The 15,502-nt window shown below is 66.3% G+C and carries 12 protein-coding genes and 7 tRNA genes; 8 read left to right on the forward strand and 11 right to left on the reverse strand.

The window, feature by feature from the left end:
* Positions 1–55: 55 nt before the first annotated feature.
* Both FJU31_RS06835 and FJU31_RS06840 read right to left on the reverse strand, forming a co-directional pair.
* Positions 56–622 (reverse strand): GNAT family N-acetyltransferase, encoded by a 567-nt coding sequence (locus FJU31_RS06835; RefSeq protein WP_246161237.1) that lies wholly within the window; start codon positions 620–622, stop codon positions 56–58.
* Positions 623–669: 47 nt separating this feature from the next.
* Positions 670–755 (reverse strand) — tRNA-Leu (locus FJU31_RS06840).
* 136 nt (positions 756–891) lie between these two features.
* Between FJU31_RS06840 and FJU31_RS06845 the strand changes: the two genes are divergently transcribed.
* Positions 892–1,272: a response regulator gene (locus FJU31_RS06845; protein ID WP_150454081.1), complete on the forward strand. Its 381-nt coding sequence runs from the start codon at positions 892–894 to the stop codon at positions 1,270–1,272.
* Positions 1,273–1,287: 15 nt separating this feature from the next.
* On the opposite strand, the gene FJU31_RS06850 is transcribed toward FJU31_RS06845, so the two are convergent.
* Positions 1,288–2,244, reverse strand: a complete 957-nt coding sequence (locus tag FJU31_RS06850; protein WP_150454082.1) for an SOS response-associated peptidase family protein — start codon at positions 2,242–2,244, stop codon at positions 1,288–1,290.
* Positions 2,245–2,320: 76 nt separating this feature from the next.
* On the opposite strand from FJU31_RS06850, the gene FJU31_RS06855 reads away from it, so the two are divergent.
* Positions 2,321–2,737: a GNAT family N-acetyltransferase gene (locus FJU31_RS06855; protein WP_150454083.1), complete on the forward strand. Its 417-nt coding sequence runs from the start codon at positions 2,321–2,323 to the stop codon at positions 2,735–2,737.
* Between the two features lie 93 nt (positions 2,738–2,830).
* Here the strand turns inward: FJU31_RS06855 and FJU31_RS06860 are convergent.
* The 8 genes from FJU31_RS06860 to FJU31_RS06895 all read right to left on the reverse strand — a co-directional run bounded on the left by FJU31_RS06860 (position 2,831) and on the right by FJU31_RS06895 (position 6,723).
* A tRNA-Glu gene (locus FJU31_RS06860) sits at positions 2,831–2,906 on the reverse strand.
* A 46-nt stretch (positions 2,907–2,952) separates the two neighbouring features.
* Positions 2,953–3,028, reverse strand: a tRNA-Ala gene (locus FJU31_RS06865).
* Between the two features lie 46 nt (positions 3,029–3,074).
* Positions 3,075–3,150: transfer RNA gene (locus tag FJU31_RS06870), tRNA-Glu, on the reverse strand.
* Positions 3,151–3,199: 49 nt separating this feature from the next.
* Positions 3,200–3,275: transfer RNA gene (locus FJU31_RS06875), tRNA-Ala, on the reverse strand.
* Positions 3,276–3,458: 183 nt separating this feature from the next.
* Positions 3,459–3,534 (reverse strand) — tRNA-Glu (locus FJU31_RS06880).
* A 55-nt stretch (positions 3,535–3,589) separates the two neighbouring features.
* Positions 3,590–3,665: transfer RNA gene (locus tag FJU31_RS06885), tRNA-Ala, on the reverse strand.
* Positions 3,666–3,754: 89 nt separating this feature from the next.
* Entirely contained in the window at positions 3,755–6,328 is a 2,574-nt protein-coding gene (locus FJU31_RS06890; RefSeq protein ID WP_150454084.1) for a heavy metal translocating P-type ATPase, read from the reverse strand.
* A complete protein-coding gene (locus FJU31_RS06895; protein ID WP_150454085.1) occupies positions 6,325–6,723 on the reverse strand; it encodes a heavy metal-responsive transcriptional regulator in 399 nt (132 codons plus the stop codon). The genes FJU31_RS06890 and FJU31_RS06895 overlap by 4 nt, the downstream gene beginning before the upstream one ends.
* A 180-nt stretch (positions 6,724–6,903) precedes the next feature.
* Between FJU31_RS06895 and FJU31_RS06900 the strand changes: the two genes are divergently transcribed.
* The 6 genes from FJU31_RS06900 (at position 6,904) to FJU31_RS06925 (ending at position 15,420) form a co-directional block, all read left to right on the forward strand.
* On the forward strand, positions 6,904–7,971 hold the full coding sequence (locus FJU31_RS06900; RefSeq protein WP_246161238.1) for a GlxA family transcriptional regulator: 1,068 nt from the start codon (positions 6,904–6,906) through the stop codon (positions 7,969–7,971).
* 80 nt (positions 7,972–8,051) lie between these two features.
* Entirely contained in the window at positions 8,052–8,855 is an 804-nt protein-coding gene (locus FJU31_RS06905) for a TlpA disulfide reductase family protein (RefSeq protein WP_150454086.1), read from the forward strand.
* Between the two features lie 30 nt (positions 8,856–8,885).
* Positions 8,886–9,722 (forward strand): thiol:disulfide interchange protein DsbG, encoded by an 837-nt coding sequence (gene dsbG, locus FJU31_RS06910; RefSeq protein ID WP_150454087.1) that lies wholly within the window; start codon positions 8,886–8,888, stop codon positions 9,720–9,722.
* A gap of 511 nt (positions 9,723–10,233) precedes the next feature.
* A complete protein-coding gene (locus tag FJU31_RS06915) occupies positions 10,234–11,667 on the forward strand; it encodes a DcaP family trimeric outer membrane transporter (protein WP_150454088.1) in 1,434 nt (477 codons plus the stop codon).
* 79 nt (positions 11,668–11,746) lie between these two features.
* The gene (gene adiC, locus FJU31_RS06920) at positions 11,747–13,111 is read left to right on the forward strand and encodes an arginine/agmatine antiporter (protein WP_150454089.1); all 1,365 of its coding nucleotides are present in this window, start codon (positions 11,747–11,749) and stop codon (positions 13,109–13,111) included.
* A 20-nt stretch (positions 13,112–13,131) separates the two neighbouring features.
* A complete protein-coding gene (locus FJU31_RS06925) occupies positions 13,132–15,420 on the forward strand; it encodes an Orn/Lys/Arg family decarboxylase (protein ID WP_150454090.1) in 2,289 nt (762 codons plus the stop codon).
* Positions 15,421–15,502: the final 82 nt, after the last annotated feature.

Below are 15,502 nucleotides of genomic sequence, written 5' to 3' on the forward strand. Positions count from 1 at the left end.
CGACAAGGTGGCACCGCACCGGTGGTCCGGTGCGACCTGCGGCAGCAATCCCTCTCTAGCGGACAATCACGCTGGCAAACATCCAGAAATCACGCGGCACGTCGCGCACGCAACGGTAGGCTTGCAGCTTTCCTTCCTGCCGCATGCCCAGCTTGCGCAGCACGGCGATGGACGCATGATTGCTGTCCAGTACGGTGGCCTGCACGCGCGCGCAGCCAAGCGGCGCATGGTGTGCCCAGCACAGCGCGGCGCGGGCCACCGCAGTAGCAAGGCCACGGCCTTGATGGGCGGGTGCGATGTCGTAGGCCAGTTCGGCGCGCGCGTGGGCCAGCTCGATACCATTGAACCCAATGGTGCCCAGCAGGCACCCGTTCGGATCGACGATGGCCCAGCGCAATTCGCCTTGGTCGTTGCCATAGTGGGCAATCTGCCGCCGCAATCCGCTGACTGAGACGTCCGACCAGCTGGTGTGCTCGATGAAGCCGGGTGACGACAGGTAGGCTGACCAGGCCTCTGCATCGTCCGCAACCAGTGGTCGGAGTCGCGCCATCAGCGCAGTGGGCAGAGTGGGAGCAGAAGTTGGCATCTGGCCAGTGTGAGGTGGCAAAGGCAGATGCTTCAAGGCCAGAAACGCCAAAGGCCAGGTCAATGACCTGGCCTTTTGTTCGATGGTGCCGGTGAAAGGACTCGAACCTTCATGGGGTCACCCCCGGCTGATTTTGAGTCAGCTGCGTATACCATTCCGCCACACCGGCAGCAGCGGGCTAGTGTAACCGAGCCTGGCGGACCTTCATAGAGGCCTGTTCGGATAAGGCCAGAAGCCCGACGTCCTGTCGGCTATGGCTGGCTGATGGCTATACTGGATCGGCTTAACAGGTGGCGGGAGGCCCCATGGCGGCGTTGCAGGATCTGCGCGTGTTGGTGGTCGAAAACGACGAAATGAGTGCCGCCCTGCTGCAGATGCAGCTGGTGCAGGCCGGCGCCGTGGTCGTCGGCCTGGCGGCGACGGTTGCTGAATCGCTGCGCCTGCTGCAGGAAACCTCGCCGGACGTGGCGCTGCTGGATTACCGGCTGGCCCGCAGCGAAACCAGTGAACCGGTCGCCGCGGCGCTCGCTGCAGCGGGCGTGCCCTTCGTGCTGGCCACCGGCATGACCGCCGAGCAGCTGCCTGCATCGATGCGCGACGGCGTGCTGCTGGTGAAACCCTATCTGTCGGTGGATCTGTCGCAGGCCTTGCTGCGCGCCGTCGGTCGTACCAGCGCGCAGGCCTGAGCGCAGTCTTCCGTCTCAGGCCGCTTCCTCGTAGACGTAACGCAGATCCTCGCGATCATCGAGGATGGCGTACTGCGTGGCCAACTGGTCCGGATCGGGATTGAGCCAGGCGTCCAGGTGTTCGCGACGGATCGGTACCACGCCGCGGTCATGGCCGGCGGCAGCGACGTCGGCCGGTGGTGCGTCGGTAATCGCGGCGAAGGACAGCAGGCGACCCTCCGGTCCTTCCCATTCGGCCCACAGGCAGGCCAGCAGCAGGTCGCGCGGTGGATCGGGGCGGAATTCCAGGACCACGTCCTGTTCCTTTTCATCTGCAGCCAAGCTGCGGCCGGCGATGGCATGGCGCGGCACATGCTCGTAGAACGCGCTGACCACCACCACGCCATGGCGCAGGCCGAAGGCGCCGCGCCAGTAGCCTTCCAGGCTGTCGCGGCGCGCGTTGTAGGTGCCCGGATAGAGCACGTCGTTGCGTGCGGGCTTGTCCGGCAGGCGGCACTGGTAGCGCATCGGCTTGATCACCCGCTGCCCGTTCTCGCTGACCATCACCGGCGCGTAGGTGCCAGGGAAGATGCGGTTGTCGCGGGGCAGCAGCTGCACCCGGTGCAGATCATCCAAGCGGGCCTGTGCACGCTCGATGCGGTTGCTGGCCACGCGCAGGTCGTTGCGTGCCTTCTGCGTGGGCCGCGTGACCAGCGTGGCGTTGGCGATGTCGCGCCGTTCGCCCTGCTTCAGCAGTTCGGCCTGCAGCGTCTGCTGCTCCTCGGCATGCCATTGCTGGATCTTCGCCACGATGTCGCGGCCCTGTTCGGTGCGCGCACCGGCAAAACCATCGTCCATGGCCTTGGGCGTCTTCGGCCGCTTCTTGCCGGGATCGTGTGCGTACAGCTCGGCGAATTCTTCCAGCGACAGCACGGCGCCGTACTCACGGACGAGCTTGGCGTAGTCGGCGCGGATCAGGGCGGAATAGCACATGGGCATTCTTTGGGCGAAGGTCGCAGCGGCTGCGACGAGACTGCGGCAGGATAGCCCGACACCCGGGAGATGACGCATGAACGATTCGACGAGCTGCCAGTTCCGCGATGGCGTGCCGACCGTTGAGGATTACTGCCAGCTGCGGCTGCTGGCGGGGCTGAGCGCCAAGACCGCCGAGGCCGCCAGCCGCGCGCTGCCCAATACCCTGTTCGGGGTCTGCGCGTACCAGGGCAGCGAACTGGTGGCGATGGGCCGGATCGTCGGCGATGGTGGCTGCCACCTGCAGGTGTGCGATATCGCGGTCGTGCCCCGGTTGCAGGGGCAGGGCTTGGGCAAGGAGGTGATGCGGCGGCTGGACGCCTGGATGGAGGCAACGCTGCCGCCGTCGGCCTATGTGAGCCTGCTGGCCGATGGTGAGGCGCACCGCCTGTATGCGCAGTTCGGGTTTGCACCGACGGCGCCGGCCTCGATCGGGATGTATCGGCGGTTCTGAGTCAGTGGCATCAGGCATTCATCCACGCATGGCGTGGATCTACTGGAATGACAGGCAAAAAAAACCCCGGCCGAGGCTGGGGTCTTCAAGAATTGGCGTCCCCACGGGGATTCGAACCCCGGTCGCCACCGTGAAAGGGTGATGTCCTAGGCCTCTAGACGATGGGGACGCACGAAAACTTCAAGTTGTAGATCTTCGACGGCCTAATGTCGAAGTGGTGGAGCCAAGCGGGATCGAACCGCTGACCTCCTGCATGCCATGCAGGCGCTCTCCCAGCTGAGCTATGGCCCCATGAAACTCCGGATTGTCCTGCCGGGAGCAGGGTCCGTTTTGAAACTGGCGTCCCCACGGGGATTCGAACCCCGGTCGCCACCGTGAAAGGGTGATGTCCTAGGCCTCTAGACGATGGGGACGCACGAAAAACTACACGTTGTAGAACCTTCGACGGCCTAATGTCGAAAGTGGTGGAGCCAAGCGGGATCGAACCGCTGACCTCCTGCATGCCATGCAGGCGCTCTCCCAGCTGAGCTATGGCCCCGTGTTACCGAGCCGCCTATCTTACCAACGTATTCACCTTTGTGGAAGCTTTTTTTCGCTTTCTTCGTTTTGGTTCACCGCGGCCACGAGGGCAGGGGAACCGCAACGCCACAACCTGAACGCCGGTAGGCGGTGAACAAAAAAGACCCGGTTATCGGCCGGGTCCTCGTTGTTCGTGATGAGTTGGCGTCCCCACGGGGATTCGAACCCCGGTCGCCACCGTGAAAGGGTGATGTCCTAGGCCTCTAGACGATGGGGACGCAGATCTCATCAATGTTCTTTTGCGACTCTTCCGACGGCCTAATGCCGAAAGATTGGTGGAGCCAAGCGGGATCGAACCGCTGACCTCCTGCATGCCATGCAGGCGCTCTCCCAGCTGAGCTATGGCCCCACGTCGCTGAGGAGCGAAATAATAGCTGTGCCCCCGGGGGTTGGCAAGCGTTTGTTGCACTTTTCTTCACGTCCGTTGCGAGGTCGTTGTCAGCCGCCCGGCAGACGCTGCGCGCGCAGGCGCAACGCGTTGCTGATGACCGATACCGAACTCAGGCTCATCGCCACCGCAGCGAGCATCGGCGACAACGAAATGCCCCATGGCACCAGCACGCCGGCCGCGACCGGAATGCCCAGCCCGTTGTAGAGGAAGGCGAAGCCGAGGTTCTGCCGCATGTTGCGCACGGCTGCACGCGACAACTGGCACGCACGCAGGATCCCGCGCAGATCGCCCTTCACCAGCGTGACCTGTGCGCTGGACATCGCCACGTCGGTGCCGGTGCCCATGGCGATGCCAATGTCGGCACTGGCCAGTGCAGGGGCATCGTTGATGCCGTCGCCGGCCATCGCCACGACGCGCCCGTGTGCCTGCAGCTGCTGCACCAGTGCGGCCTTGTCGGCGGGACGGCTCTCGCCATGCACTTCATCCAGGCCCAGGGTGGACGCAACGGCCTGCGCGGTCAGCAGGCCATCGCCGGTGGCCATGATGATGCGCAGCCCGTCGCGGTGCAGCGCGGCGATCGCTTCGGCCGTGGTCGACTTGATCGGATCAGCCACTGACAACAGGCCTGCAAGCTGCCCTTCCACTGCCAGGTACATCACGCTGGCACCACGACGGCGCAGCGCATCGGCCTGCTCCTGCACGGCGGCCACCTGCACCGATTGCCCGGCCATCAGCGCCGTGTTGCCCAGCCACATCTCGCGGCCGTCCACGCGGCCACGCACGCCCAGGCCGGTGATCGAATCGAAATCCTCCACCGCCAGCACCGGCAATCCACGCGTGCGTGCAGCGGTGACGATGGCTTCAGCCAGCGGATGCTCGCTGCCTTGGTCCAGGCTCGCCGCCCACTGCAGCACCTGGGTGTCTTCGAAGCCCGCGGAGGCATGCACGGCATCGAACGCCGGGCGGCCCTCGGTGAGCGTGCCGGTCTTGTCGATCACCAGTGTGTCGACCTTGCCGAGTGCGTCGATGGCTTCGGCATCGCGGAACAGCACGCCATGCTGCGCGGCGCGGCCGGTGGCGACCATGGTCGACATCGGCGTGGCCAGCCCCAGCGCACACGGGCAGGCAATGATCAGCACCGCCACCGCGCTCAGCACGCCATGCGTCCATGACGGCTCCGGTCCGAACAGGCCCCAGCCGAAAAGCGCCAGCGCGGCCACAGCCAGCACCGCCAGCACGAACCAGTACGCCACCTTGTCGGCCATGCGCTGCATCGGCGCGCGCGAACGTTGCGCCTGGGCCACCAGCTGCACGATCTGCGCCAGCATGCTGTCATCGCCAACGCGCTCGGCTTGGATCACCAGTGCGCCGGAACCATTCAGGGTCGCGCCGATCACGCTGTCGCCGGCCTGCTTGGTCACCGGTATCGGTTCGCCGGTCAGCATCGATTCGTCCAGCGAAGAACGGCCCTCCAGCACGCGGCCATCCACCGGCACCTTCTCGCCGGGACGCACGCGCAGTCGGTCGCCTGCCTTCACCAGCGCCAGTTCGACGTCATGCTCGCTGCCATCGGCATCGATGCGCCGCGCGGTCTTCGGTGCCAGGCCCAGCAGTGCCTTGATCGCTGCCGACGTCTTGGCCCGCGCCCGCAGCTCCATCAACTGGCCGAGCAGGGTGAGCGAGATGATCACCGCCGCCGCTTCGAAATACACGCCGACGTGGCCGTGCTGCTGGAACGAGGGCGGGAACACGCCCGGTGCAAGCGTGGCCACCACGCTGTAGCCGTAGGCGGCGATGACGCCGGTGCCGATCAGCGTCCACATGTTGGGGCTGCGGTTGCGGATCGACTGCGCCCAGCGTTCGAGGAACGGCCAGCCCGCCCACAGCACCACCGGCGTGGCCAGCGCGCCCTCGATCCACACCCGCAGCGTCGGCGACAGCGCATGCAGCAGCGGCGTCATCGCCAGCATCGCCAGCGCCATCGTCGCCACGCTCAGCGGCAGCGACACCCAGAAGCGGCGGCGCAAGTCGGTCAGTTCCGGATTCTCGCCGTCGTCCAGGCTGGGCATCATCGGTTCCAGCGCCATGCCGCAGATCGGGCAGGTGCCGGGGCCCTCCTGCACGATTTCCGGGTCCATCGGGCAGGTGTAGAGCGTGCCCGCGGGAACCTCGGGGGCGACGTAGGACGACGGATCGAGGTAACGCTGCGGATCGGTGATGAATTTCTGCCGGCAGCCGCCACTGCAGAAGTGGTAGTCCTGGCCCTGGTGATGGGCGTGATGCGCGGTGCGGGCCGGGTCGACGTCCATGCCGCAGACCAGGTCCTTCACCGTGGCGGTGCCGACCGCTGCCTTCTTGTGCCCGCCGCAGCAGCCGCCGGCGGCCTGCGGCGCGCTGCCATCGAAGGCGCTGGGCGTGGCGATGAAGCGCTCGCGGCAGAGTGCCGAGCAGAAGTGCCACTGCTTTCCAGCGTGTTCAGCGTGGTGGGGGCTGCTGGCCGGGTCCACGTTCATGCCGCAGACCGGGTCCTTCACCGTGGCAGGCGCCTGCTTCGCACCGCCACAGCAGCTGTCTGCCGTGGGCGATTGGCCGTGGCCGTGATGGGAATGTCCGCTGTTCATGCGTTGTCCTCGGTCAGTGCGGCGAGGATGGGGCACTGTTCCAGCGCGCCATGGCCGGGGCAGGCGTCCACCAGCTGTGCCAGTGCGGCATGCATGCGCTGCAGTTCGGCCATCCGCTGCTCGATGTCGAGCAGGCGGGCCTGTGCCGTATCGCGCACGCTGGCCATGTCCTGCTGGTGGCGATCGCTCAGTGCCAGCAGCTCGGCGATTTCCTCCAGGCTGAAACCCAGCGCCTTGGCCCGGCGGATGAAGCGCAGCCGGCGCAGGTCCTGCTCGCCGAAGATGCGGTAGCCGCCGGCAGAGCGCGCCGCGGTGGGCAGCAGCTGCTGGCGTTCGTAGTAGCGGACGGTGTCGATCGGCACCCCGGCCTCGCGGGCCAGCTGTCCAATATTCATGGCGCACTCCTGGTGGATGTCGCCATTGTCAACCCTGGAGTCTAGTCAAGAGTCAAGGGTTTATGGGTTTCCCCCATTCAGCGCACTTTGCAACTTTCTTCATAGCCCTGCCGTTGCGGCACTTCCTACCCTTCGCCTGAACCGGCCGCTCGACGGCCTGAACGAATGGAGGAGGGGAGTGTGGAGGGACTGAACAACGAGGGTTTCGTCGAGGTTGCCGTGGTCGAGTATCCGGGGGGGGATCCGTCAGCAGCTTCGGTATTGGCTGAAATGGCCCATGTGGCCAATCGCCTGGCCCAGCAGCAGCGGCGCCCCAGTGCCCGCGTGCTGGTCACCCGCTGGATCGTGCCGGCCAGCAACCGCGGCGTGAACCGCATCGCCGGCGCGGAAATGCTGGATGCGGCGATTCCCGCCGTGATCGCCCTGCCGGGCCAGGTCAGCCCGGTGGTCTCGGTGCGCGCCGAGGAAGTCCTGCTGGACTGGCTGCGTGCGCATTACGACGGCGGCAGCCTGTTGGCCGCGGCGGCCGACGGCGTCGGCGTGCTGGCTCGGGCGGGCCTGCTGGCTGGGCGCACCGTGTCGGGCCCTGATCTGCGACGCCATCCGGGCCTGCAGGGCCAGGCCGCCAGCTGGGCCCCCAGCGAACGTACGCTGGTCGATGATGGCGACCTGCTCACCGTGGCCGGCCCGCAGGCATGGCGTTACCTGGGCCTGCGCCTGCTGTATCGCCTGCACGGGCAGGGCGTGGCCAGCGCGGTCGCACAGCAGTTGGGCATCGTCGTACCGGCGGGCGTGCAGCAGGACCTGGAGCGGTTCAGTGCCAACTTCGCCCACGGCGACCGTGATGTGCTCAAGGCCCAGCGCTGGCTGCACACGACGTCTGCACGCGGGGCGACGCTGCCGGCCATCTGCGAGGTCTCCGGCCTTGAGCCGCGGACGCTGCAGCGGCGCTTCCTGAAAGCCACCGGGCTGCGCCCCATCGAGTACTGCCAGCGGCTGCGCGTGGCCAAGGCGCAGACCCTGCTGCAGCAGGGCGCCAGCATCGACGAGGTGGCCTGGGGCGTGGGTTATGCGGACCAGAGCGCGTTCCGTCGCCTGTTCCTGCGCATCGTCGGCATGACGCCGGCCAATTACCGCCGGCACGTGAACTGCAAGCGGCGTGAGCGCGCGTTGCCGGCACCGGCGGCGATAGCATCGCGGGCCGTGCCGGTGGTACCGGTTGCAGACTCGCGGCTGGACGCGGCCTGACAACCACGGGACGCCGCGCTTGCAGCGCGGGCGCGGCGCTCCGACCATGCAGGACTCTGGAATGTGGTGCAGGTGATGTAATGGCAAGTGTGGGGCCGGTGCCGATGCCGGCAGGGGTGATTCTGATCTGTCTGCTTCTGGCAATGGGCATCGCGCGGCTCTGGCCGGCGCGCCAGCCCGTGCCGCTGCGGCCTTCGGGCGCGGGCCAGGTGCTGGACATGCTGCTGGTCGGCCTGCTGTGCGGCCGTGTGTCCTTCATTGCCGCCAATTTCGCTTTCTATCGTGACGCGCCCTGGAGCATGTTGCAGATTGCCGATGGCGGCTATCACGTGGTCGTCGTGCTGGCTGCCGCGCTGGGGTGGGGTGTCTGGCGCCTGCGTCGTCATCCTTTGCTGCGTGTTCCTGTGTTGTGCAGTGCACTCGTTGGTGCGCTGCTGTGGGGCGTGGGCAGTTATGGTCTGTCGCAGTGGCAGGCCAACACGCTGTCCCTGCCGGCGGTGCAGGTGGTGGATCTGCAGGGGCAGTCGCTTGACCTCGATCGATTCCGTGGCAAGCCCGTGGTGCTGAATCTCTGGGCCAGCTGGTGTGGCCCATGCCGGCGCGAAATGCCGGTTCTGGCCCGTGCGCAGCAGTCCCACCCCGGACTGCAGTTCGTCTTCCTCAACCAGGGCGAAGGCCAGGAGGAGGTACAGCAGTTCCTGGCCGCAGAGCAGCTTGCACTGCGCGATGTCCTGCTGGACGAGCCTGCGTCGGCCTCCACCGCGCTGGGCGTGCGGGCCTATCCCTCGACCCTGTTCTTCGATGCGCAAGGGCGCCTGCAGGATCTGCACCTCGGTGAACTGACCCAGGCCGGTCTTGAACACAAACTGCGCAGGCTGCGGTAGCCTGCGCGGGCATTTCCTTTTGGAGTTCCCATGCTGTCGATTTCGCGCACCGCGCCTGCGGTCCTGATCCTGCCGATGCTGCTGGCGATGACCGCCTGCAGCCAGGCACAGACGCCGCCGGCCAAGACGCCCGCCGGCACCGCTGCGGCGGCCCGTGCGGCAGGCAAGGGCGAGCGCCCCGCGGTCCTGAAGGGCATCGAGAAGCACGGCTTCGAAGTCGTTTCCGAATTCGATGCGCCGGGCGGCCTGCGCGGCTTTGCCGGCGTGGTCGGTGGCCAGCAGCCGGCGGCGGCGTATGTCACCGCGGATGGCAAGCATGTGCTGGTCGGCAGCCTGTTCGATGCCGAGGGCAACGACGTGGCCGCCGAGGCGGTGGAGAAGCTGGTGTCCGCGCCGATGTCGGCCAAGATGTGGTCCAAGCTGGAAGCCAGCGCGTGGGTGCGTGACGGCAAGGCCGACGCGCCGCGGATCGTCTACACCTTCAGTGACGCAAACTGCCCGTATTGCCATAAGTTCTGGGATGCGGCGCGTCCCTGGGTGGATGCAGGCAAGGTACAGCTGCGGCACATCATGGTCGGCGTGATCCGCGAAGACAGCCCGGCCAAGGCCGCGGCCATCCTGTCCGCCCGCGACCCCAGCGCCGCGCTGCTGGAGAACGAACACCAATTCGACCGCGGTGGCATCAAACCGCTGCCGAGCATCAGCCGCGATGTCGCTGGCAAGCTCGACGCCAACCAGGTGCTGATGGTGGAAATGGGCTTCCAGGGTACGCCGGGCATCCTGTTCCAGAATGCAGAGGGCAGTGTCGAGCGCCGTGCCGGCCTGCCGCAGGGCGACGACCTGCTGAAGGTGCTGGGTCCGCGCTGACCGCGCCGCTCACCCGTGATCAACAGCAGGCCCGCATGGCAACGTGCGGGCCTGCTGCATTCTGCGACAGGGCGGCGGGATACGGCTGCGCAGTGAGTGGTGCGGCGTCACTTATGAATAGTGACTGAGATCAAACATCGCAAGTTGATCGCAATCAAGGCTGAAAGCGACGGACTCGTTAGCCTTGACGCATGGATTCCAGCGTGAACGCGACAGGGGCAGCGTCACGGATCTGCCTGGAAAAGGTGATTCGCGTCGCGTCATTCACGACACTCTCACTTCGGGCTTGTTACCCAGACGCCTGCGGTCGCCACCTCGCTGGCAGCGCAGCCGCAGTCGACCTACCCACGGAAAACACGGGGCGATGTCATGGTCCTGTTGCCTGCAGCGTGCAGGCTGCCCGCGGGCATCGACGCAGTACTCCGCAACCCAGCAACGGCAGGTCGCTGTCGGGAACGCGCAGGCGTCCCGCCCGGCAGTGTCTGGCAGGTGTTCGTCCATGGAGGATGCAATGCGCTTGGCAGGACTGAGTCTGGCATGCATGGCGGCGATGGCGGCAACGCCGGCCCACGCTGAGGAGGAGGACGCGCAGGCTTTGCGGCGCGAGATCGTGACCCTGCGCCAGGAACTGGAAGGCATGCAGCAGCGCCTGGACCGCCTCGAACAGCGCGAAGCCCTTGCCAGCGCGGCGTCGACAGCGTCCGCTGCCCCGCCAGCCACCGCGCCCGTCACGCCGGTCGCGACGGCTGTGCTGCATCCCACCCAGGTGCCTGGCGTGGCATCGCCAGTGCTGCCACAGCGTGAATCGGTGGCCGATCCGTCCACTGCAGCGTCGCGCCCGGACAGCGCTGCGGGCCCGACCGATCCTGACCTGAAAGGCTTCTTCGCCATCCCCGGCACGGACACCGTCATCCGCATCGGTGGCTACGCCAAGCTCGATGCCATCGCCGATTCACGCGCGGCCGGCGATGAGGACCAGTTCATCCCCTCGTCGATACCGGTGGGCGGCAGCCACCGCGATGTGTCCAATTTCAACATCCACGCCAAGCAGACCCGCTTCAGCTTCGAGGCGCGGCGGCCCACGACGCACGGCAACCTGCGCTTCTACCTGGAAAACGACTTCTTCGGCAGCAGCGACGGCTACCAGTTCCGCCTGCGCCATGCCTATGGCCAGCTCGGCAATACCTATGCCGGTTACGGCTATTCCAGCTTCATGGACGCCGACAGCCTGCCCGACACCCTGGACTTTGCCGGGCCGGGCGGCGCGGGTTATCTGCTGGTCGCCGGCATCCACCACAGCTTTACGATGGGCAAGGGCAATACGCTGACCCTGGCCGCCGAGGATCCCGACACCGAGCTGGCCGGGGCCAGCGAGACACGGGCGGCCGCCAACCGTCTGCCCGACGTCAGCGTTACCGCCCGCATGGAACGCGACTGGGGCCATCTGCAGCTGGGCGCGGTGGCCCGCAGCCTGGCCTATGACGGTGAGGACGAGCGCGACCGGCGCATGGGCGGTGGCCTGCAGCTGAGCGGCTCGGCGGCGGTTGGCGAACGCGATCTGCTGCTGTTCGGTGCGCTGGGCGGGCGCGGCCTGGGCCGCTACACCGCCGACCTCACCGGCTCTGGCCTGGATGCAGTGGTCAATGCCACCGGGCGGCTCGATGCGCTGGATCTGCACGGCGGCTTCGTCGGCTACACCCACTACTGGTCGCAGCTGTGGCGCTCGAACCTGGTCTTCGGCCAGCTGACCCTGGAGCGGAACAGCGCATTGGCCGCCGAGGCGTTCCGCGAAAGCCGCTACGGCGTGTTCAACCTGATCTGGAGCCCGGCACCGTCGTGGACAATGGGCATGGAGCTGCTGTACGGACGCCTGGAACAGCAGGGCGGCGCGCGCGGCGACACGGTCCGGGTACAGGGCAGCCTGCAATACAACTTCATCAGATAGCCGCCAGCGCGGTCGACGCCAGCGCAGCCAGTCCCCATGCCCGGTGCTGCCGGGCCAATGCCAGCTTCAGGAGAGTGTCATGGCAGAAGCAAAGAAGATCGGGGTGGTCGGAGCCACCTTCCTCGTCGCCGGCAACATGATGGGCTCCGGTGTATTCCTGCTGCCCTCCAGCCTGGCCAAGATCGGCACCGCCTCCATCTGGGGCTGGCTGATCACCACGGCTGGCGCGCTGCTGCTGGCGTTCGTATTCGCCAAACTGGGCAAGTTGGCGCCCAAGGCCGGCGGCCCGTATGCATATGCGCGTGACTGGTTCGGGCCCTACATGGGCTTCCAGACCAACACCATCTACTGGTTCGCCAACTGGATCGGCAATGTCGCCATCCCGATCGCCGCCGTGGGCTACTTCAGCTATTTCTTCCCGATCCTGTCCGAACCTTTGGTGCGCTGCATCGCGGTGCTGGCGCTGGTATGGGCGCTGAGCTTCGCCAACGTGATCGGCCCGGCCTTCGTGACGCGGGTGCAGACGGTCACCACCAGCTTCGCGCTGGTCCCGATCCTGGGCATCGCGATCTTCGGCTGGTTCTTCTTCGATGCGGACATCTTCAAGGGCGCCTACAACGTGTCGGGTGAGTCGAACTTCGGTGCGATCTCCAGCGCGGCGGCACTGACACTGTGGGCCTTCATCGGCGTCGAGTCGGCCTCGGTGACCGCGGGCGTGGTCGAGAACCCGGAAAAGAACGTGGCCCGCGCCACCCTGGCCGGCGTGTTCCTCGCTGCCATCGCCTACATCGCCAGTTCCTCGGTGATCATGGGCATGGTGCCCAATGCGGAACTGCAGTTGTCCGATGCCCCGTTCGCGCTGGCGGCCGCCAAGGCCGTGGGCGGGTGGGGCGGGGCGCTGGTCAGCCTGTGCGCCTTCGTTGGTGCTGCCGGTTCGCTGGGTGGCTGGATCCTGCTGACCGCACAGAGCGCCAAGGCGGCCTCTGACGACGGGTTGTTCCCGAGCATCTTCAGCAGGACCAACAAGGATGACGTGCCGGTCAAGGGCGTGCTGATCGTGGCGGTGCTGATGACCCTGGCGGTGCTGGTCACCTCCACCTCGAAGACCGCCTCGGCCCAGTTCGACGTGATCACGTCGGCGGCGGTGGTGCTGACCCTGCTGCCGTACATCTATTCGTGCGTGGCCTGCTACTTCGTGGTCGAGCGCTCGCACACCCTGGTACATACCGGTGCGTTCTGGACCCTGACCAGCCTGACCGTCGTGTACTGCCTGTGGGCGATCTACGGTTCGTCGGGAAGCATCGTGCAGTACGCCTTCCTGTTCGTGCTGTTCATCACCGTGTTCTATCCCTTCTTCAGCGAGGAGCGCCGCCAGCGGCGGCAGCGCGCCCGCGAGGCATCGGCTATCGGCGCCGGCGCCGGCGCCGGCGCCCAGCGTTCCTGAGTTCGACAAGGAGAATCAACGTGTACTTCAAGTCCCTGGATTACCCGGTCATTGTCATCGACAACGACTACGAGTCGCCGCGCATCGGCGGCATCCTGATCCGCGCGCTGGTGGAGGAACTGCGTGGCAACGACCAGCGCGTGCTGTGCGGGCTGAACCTGGATGATGCGCGTGCCGGCGCGCGCACCTACGTGGCTGCCTCGGCGGTGCTGATCTCCATCGATGGCAGCGAGGAAGTGGACGGCGAGTTCCAGCGACTGACCGCGTTCCTGCGTGAACAGAGCGCGCGCCGGGCCAACCTGCCGGTGTTCCTGTACGGCGAGCGGCGCACCATCGAGAAGGTGCCGAGCAAGCTGCTCAAGCACATTCATGGCTTCATCTTCCTGTTCGAGGATACCAAGAGTTTCATCGCGCGGCAGGTGATGCGCGCAGCCGAAGACTACATGAAGAACCTGCTGCCGCCGTTCTTCAAGGCGCTGATCCACCACGCCGCCGAATCGAACTATTCCTGGCATACGCCGGGCCATGCCGGTGGCGTGGCCTTCACCAAATCGCCGGTGGGGCGCGCCTTCCACCAGTTCTACGGCGAGAACACCCTGCGCAGCGACCTGTCGATCTCGGTGCCTGAACTGGGCTCGCTGCTCGACCATACCGGCCCGATCAAGGACGCCGAGGAAGAGGCCGCGCGCAATTTCGGCGCCGATCACACCTTCTTCGTCACCAACGGTACCTCGACCGCCAACAAGATCGTCTGGCACGGCACGGTGGCGCGCGGCGACGTGGTCTTCGTCGACCGCAACTGCCACAAGTCGCTGCTGCATGCGCTGATCATGACCGGTGCCGTGCCGGTGTACTTCACCCCCAGCCGCAACGCCCACGGCATCATCGGCCCGATCAGCCTGGACCAGTTCACCCCCGAATCACTGCAGCAGCGCATCGCCGCCAATCCGCTGGCCAGCAAGGCCTACACTGCCGGCTCCAAGCCGCGCATCGCGGTGGTCACCAATTCGACCTATGACGGCCTGTGCTACAACGCCGAAAAGATCGCCGACGAGATCGGCAGCGCGGTGGACTTCCTGCACTTCGACGAGGCCTGGTACGCCTATGCCGCGTTCCATCCGTTCTACGAGAATCATTACGGCATGGCCAAGGGCAAGCCGCGCGAGCAGGACGCGATCATCTTCACCACCCATTCGACCCACAAGCTGCTGGCCGCGTTCTCGCAGGCGTCGATGATCCATGTGCGCAATTCTGCACAGCGCAACCTGGACGCCGAGCGTTTCAACGAGTCGTTCATGATGCACACCTCGACCAGCCCGCATTACGGGGTGATCGCGGCCTGCGACGTGGCGTCGAAGATGATGGAGGGCGATGCCGGCCGTTCGCTGGTGCAGGAGATGCATGACGAGGCGATCGCCTTCCGTCGCGCGATGCTGCACGTGCGCGACGACCTCGGGCGCGAGGACTGGTGGTTCAGCGTGTGGCAACCCACCCAGGTCGAGCGCAGCCTGGACAAGGGCGATACACCCGCGCCGATGGTGGCCAAGCGCGAGGAGTGGTACCTGCAGCCCGATGGTCATTGGCACGGCTTCGAGAACCTGGTCGACGACTACGTGCTGATCGACCCGATCAAGGTCACCCTGCTCACCCCGGGCCTGTCGATGGACGGCAGCATGGGCAGGCTGGGCATTCCGGCGGCGGTGCTGAGCAAGTTCCTGTGGAGCCGTGGCATCACCGTGGAGAAGACCAACCTCTATTCGGTTCTGTTCCTGTTTTCGATGGGCATCACCAAGGGCAAGTGGAGCACCCTGGTGACCGAGCTGATGGCGTTCAAGGAACTGTATGACCGCAATGCGCCCCTGAGCCAGTCGCTGCCGGCGCTGGCTGCCGACTATCCGGTTGCCTACGCCGGCTGGGGCCTGCGTGACCTGTGCGATGCGCTGCACGCATTCAACCAGGAATTTGCGGTGGCCAAGGTGATGCGCGAGATGTACGTGGATCTGCCGACCCCGGTGATGACACCGGCCGATGCCTACAACCATCTGGTGAAGGGCGAGATCGAGCGGGTTGACATCGAGCAGATCAGCGGCCGCATTGCCGCCACGATGCTGGTGCCGTATCCGCCGGGGATCCCGACCATCATGCCGGGTGAGCGGTTCGGTGCCAGCGATGAGCCGATCATCCAGTCGCTGCGGATTGCCCGTGAGCAGAATGCGCGGTTCCCGGGTTTCGAATCGGACGTGCACGGGTTGATCATCGAGCACGACGGTGATGGCGTTTCGTATCGGGTGGAGGTGCTGAAGGCCTGACCCGAAGGTAGAGTCGAGGGGGGGGGGGGGGGGGGGGGGGGGGGCGGGGGCGGGGGCGAGCAGAGCACCACCACGAGGAGAG

Origin of the sequence: Stenotrophomonas cyclobalanopsidis (assembly GCF_008710035.1) — a bacterium.
GTDB classification, from domain to species: Bacteria; Pseudomonadota; Gammaproteobacteria; order Xanthomonadales; family Xanthomonadaceae; genus Stenotrophomonas; species Stenotrophomonas cyclobalanopsidis.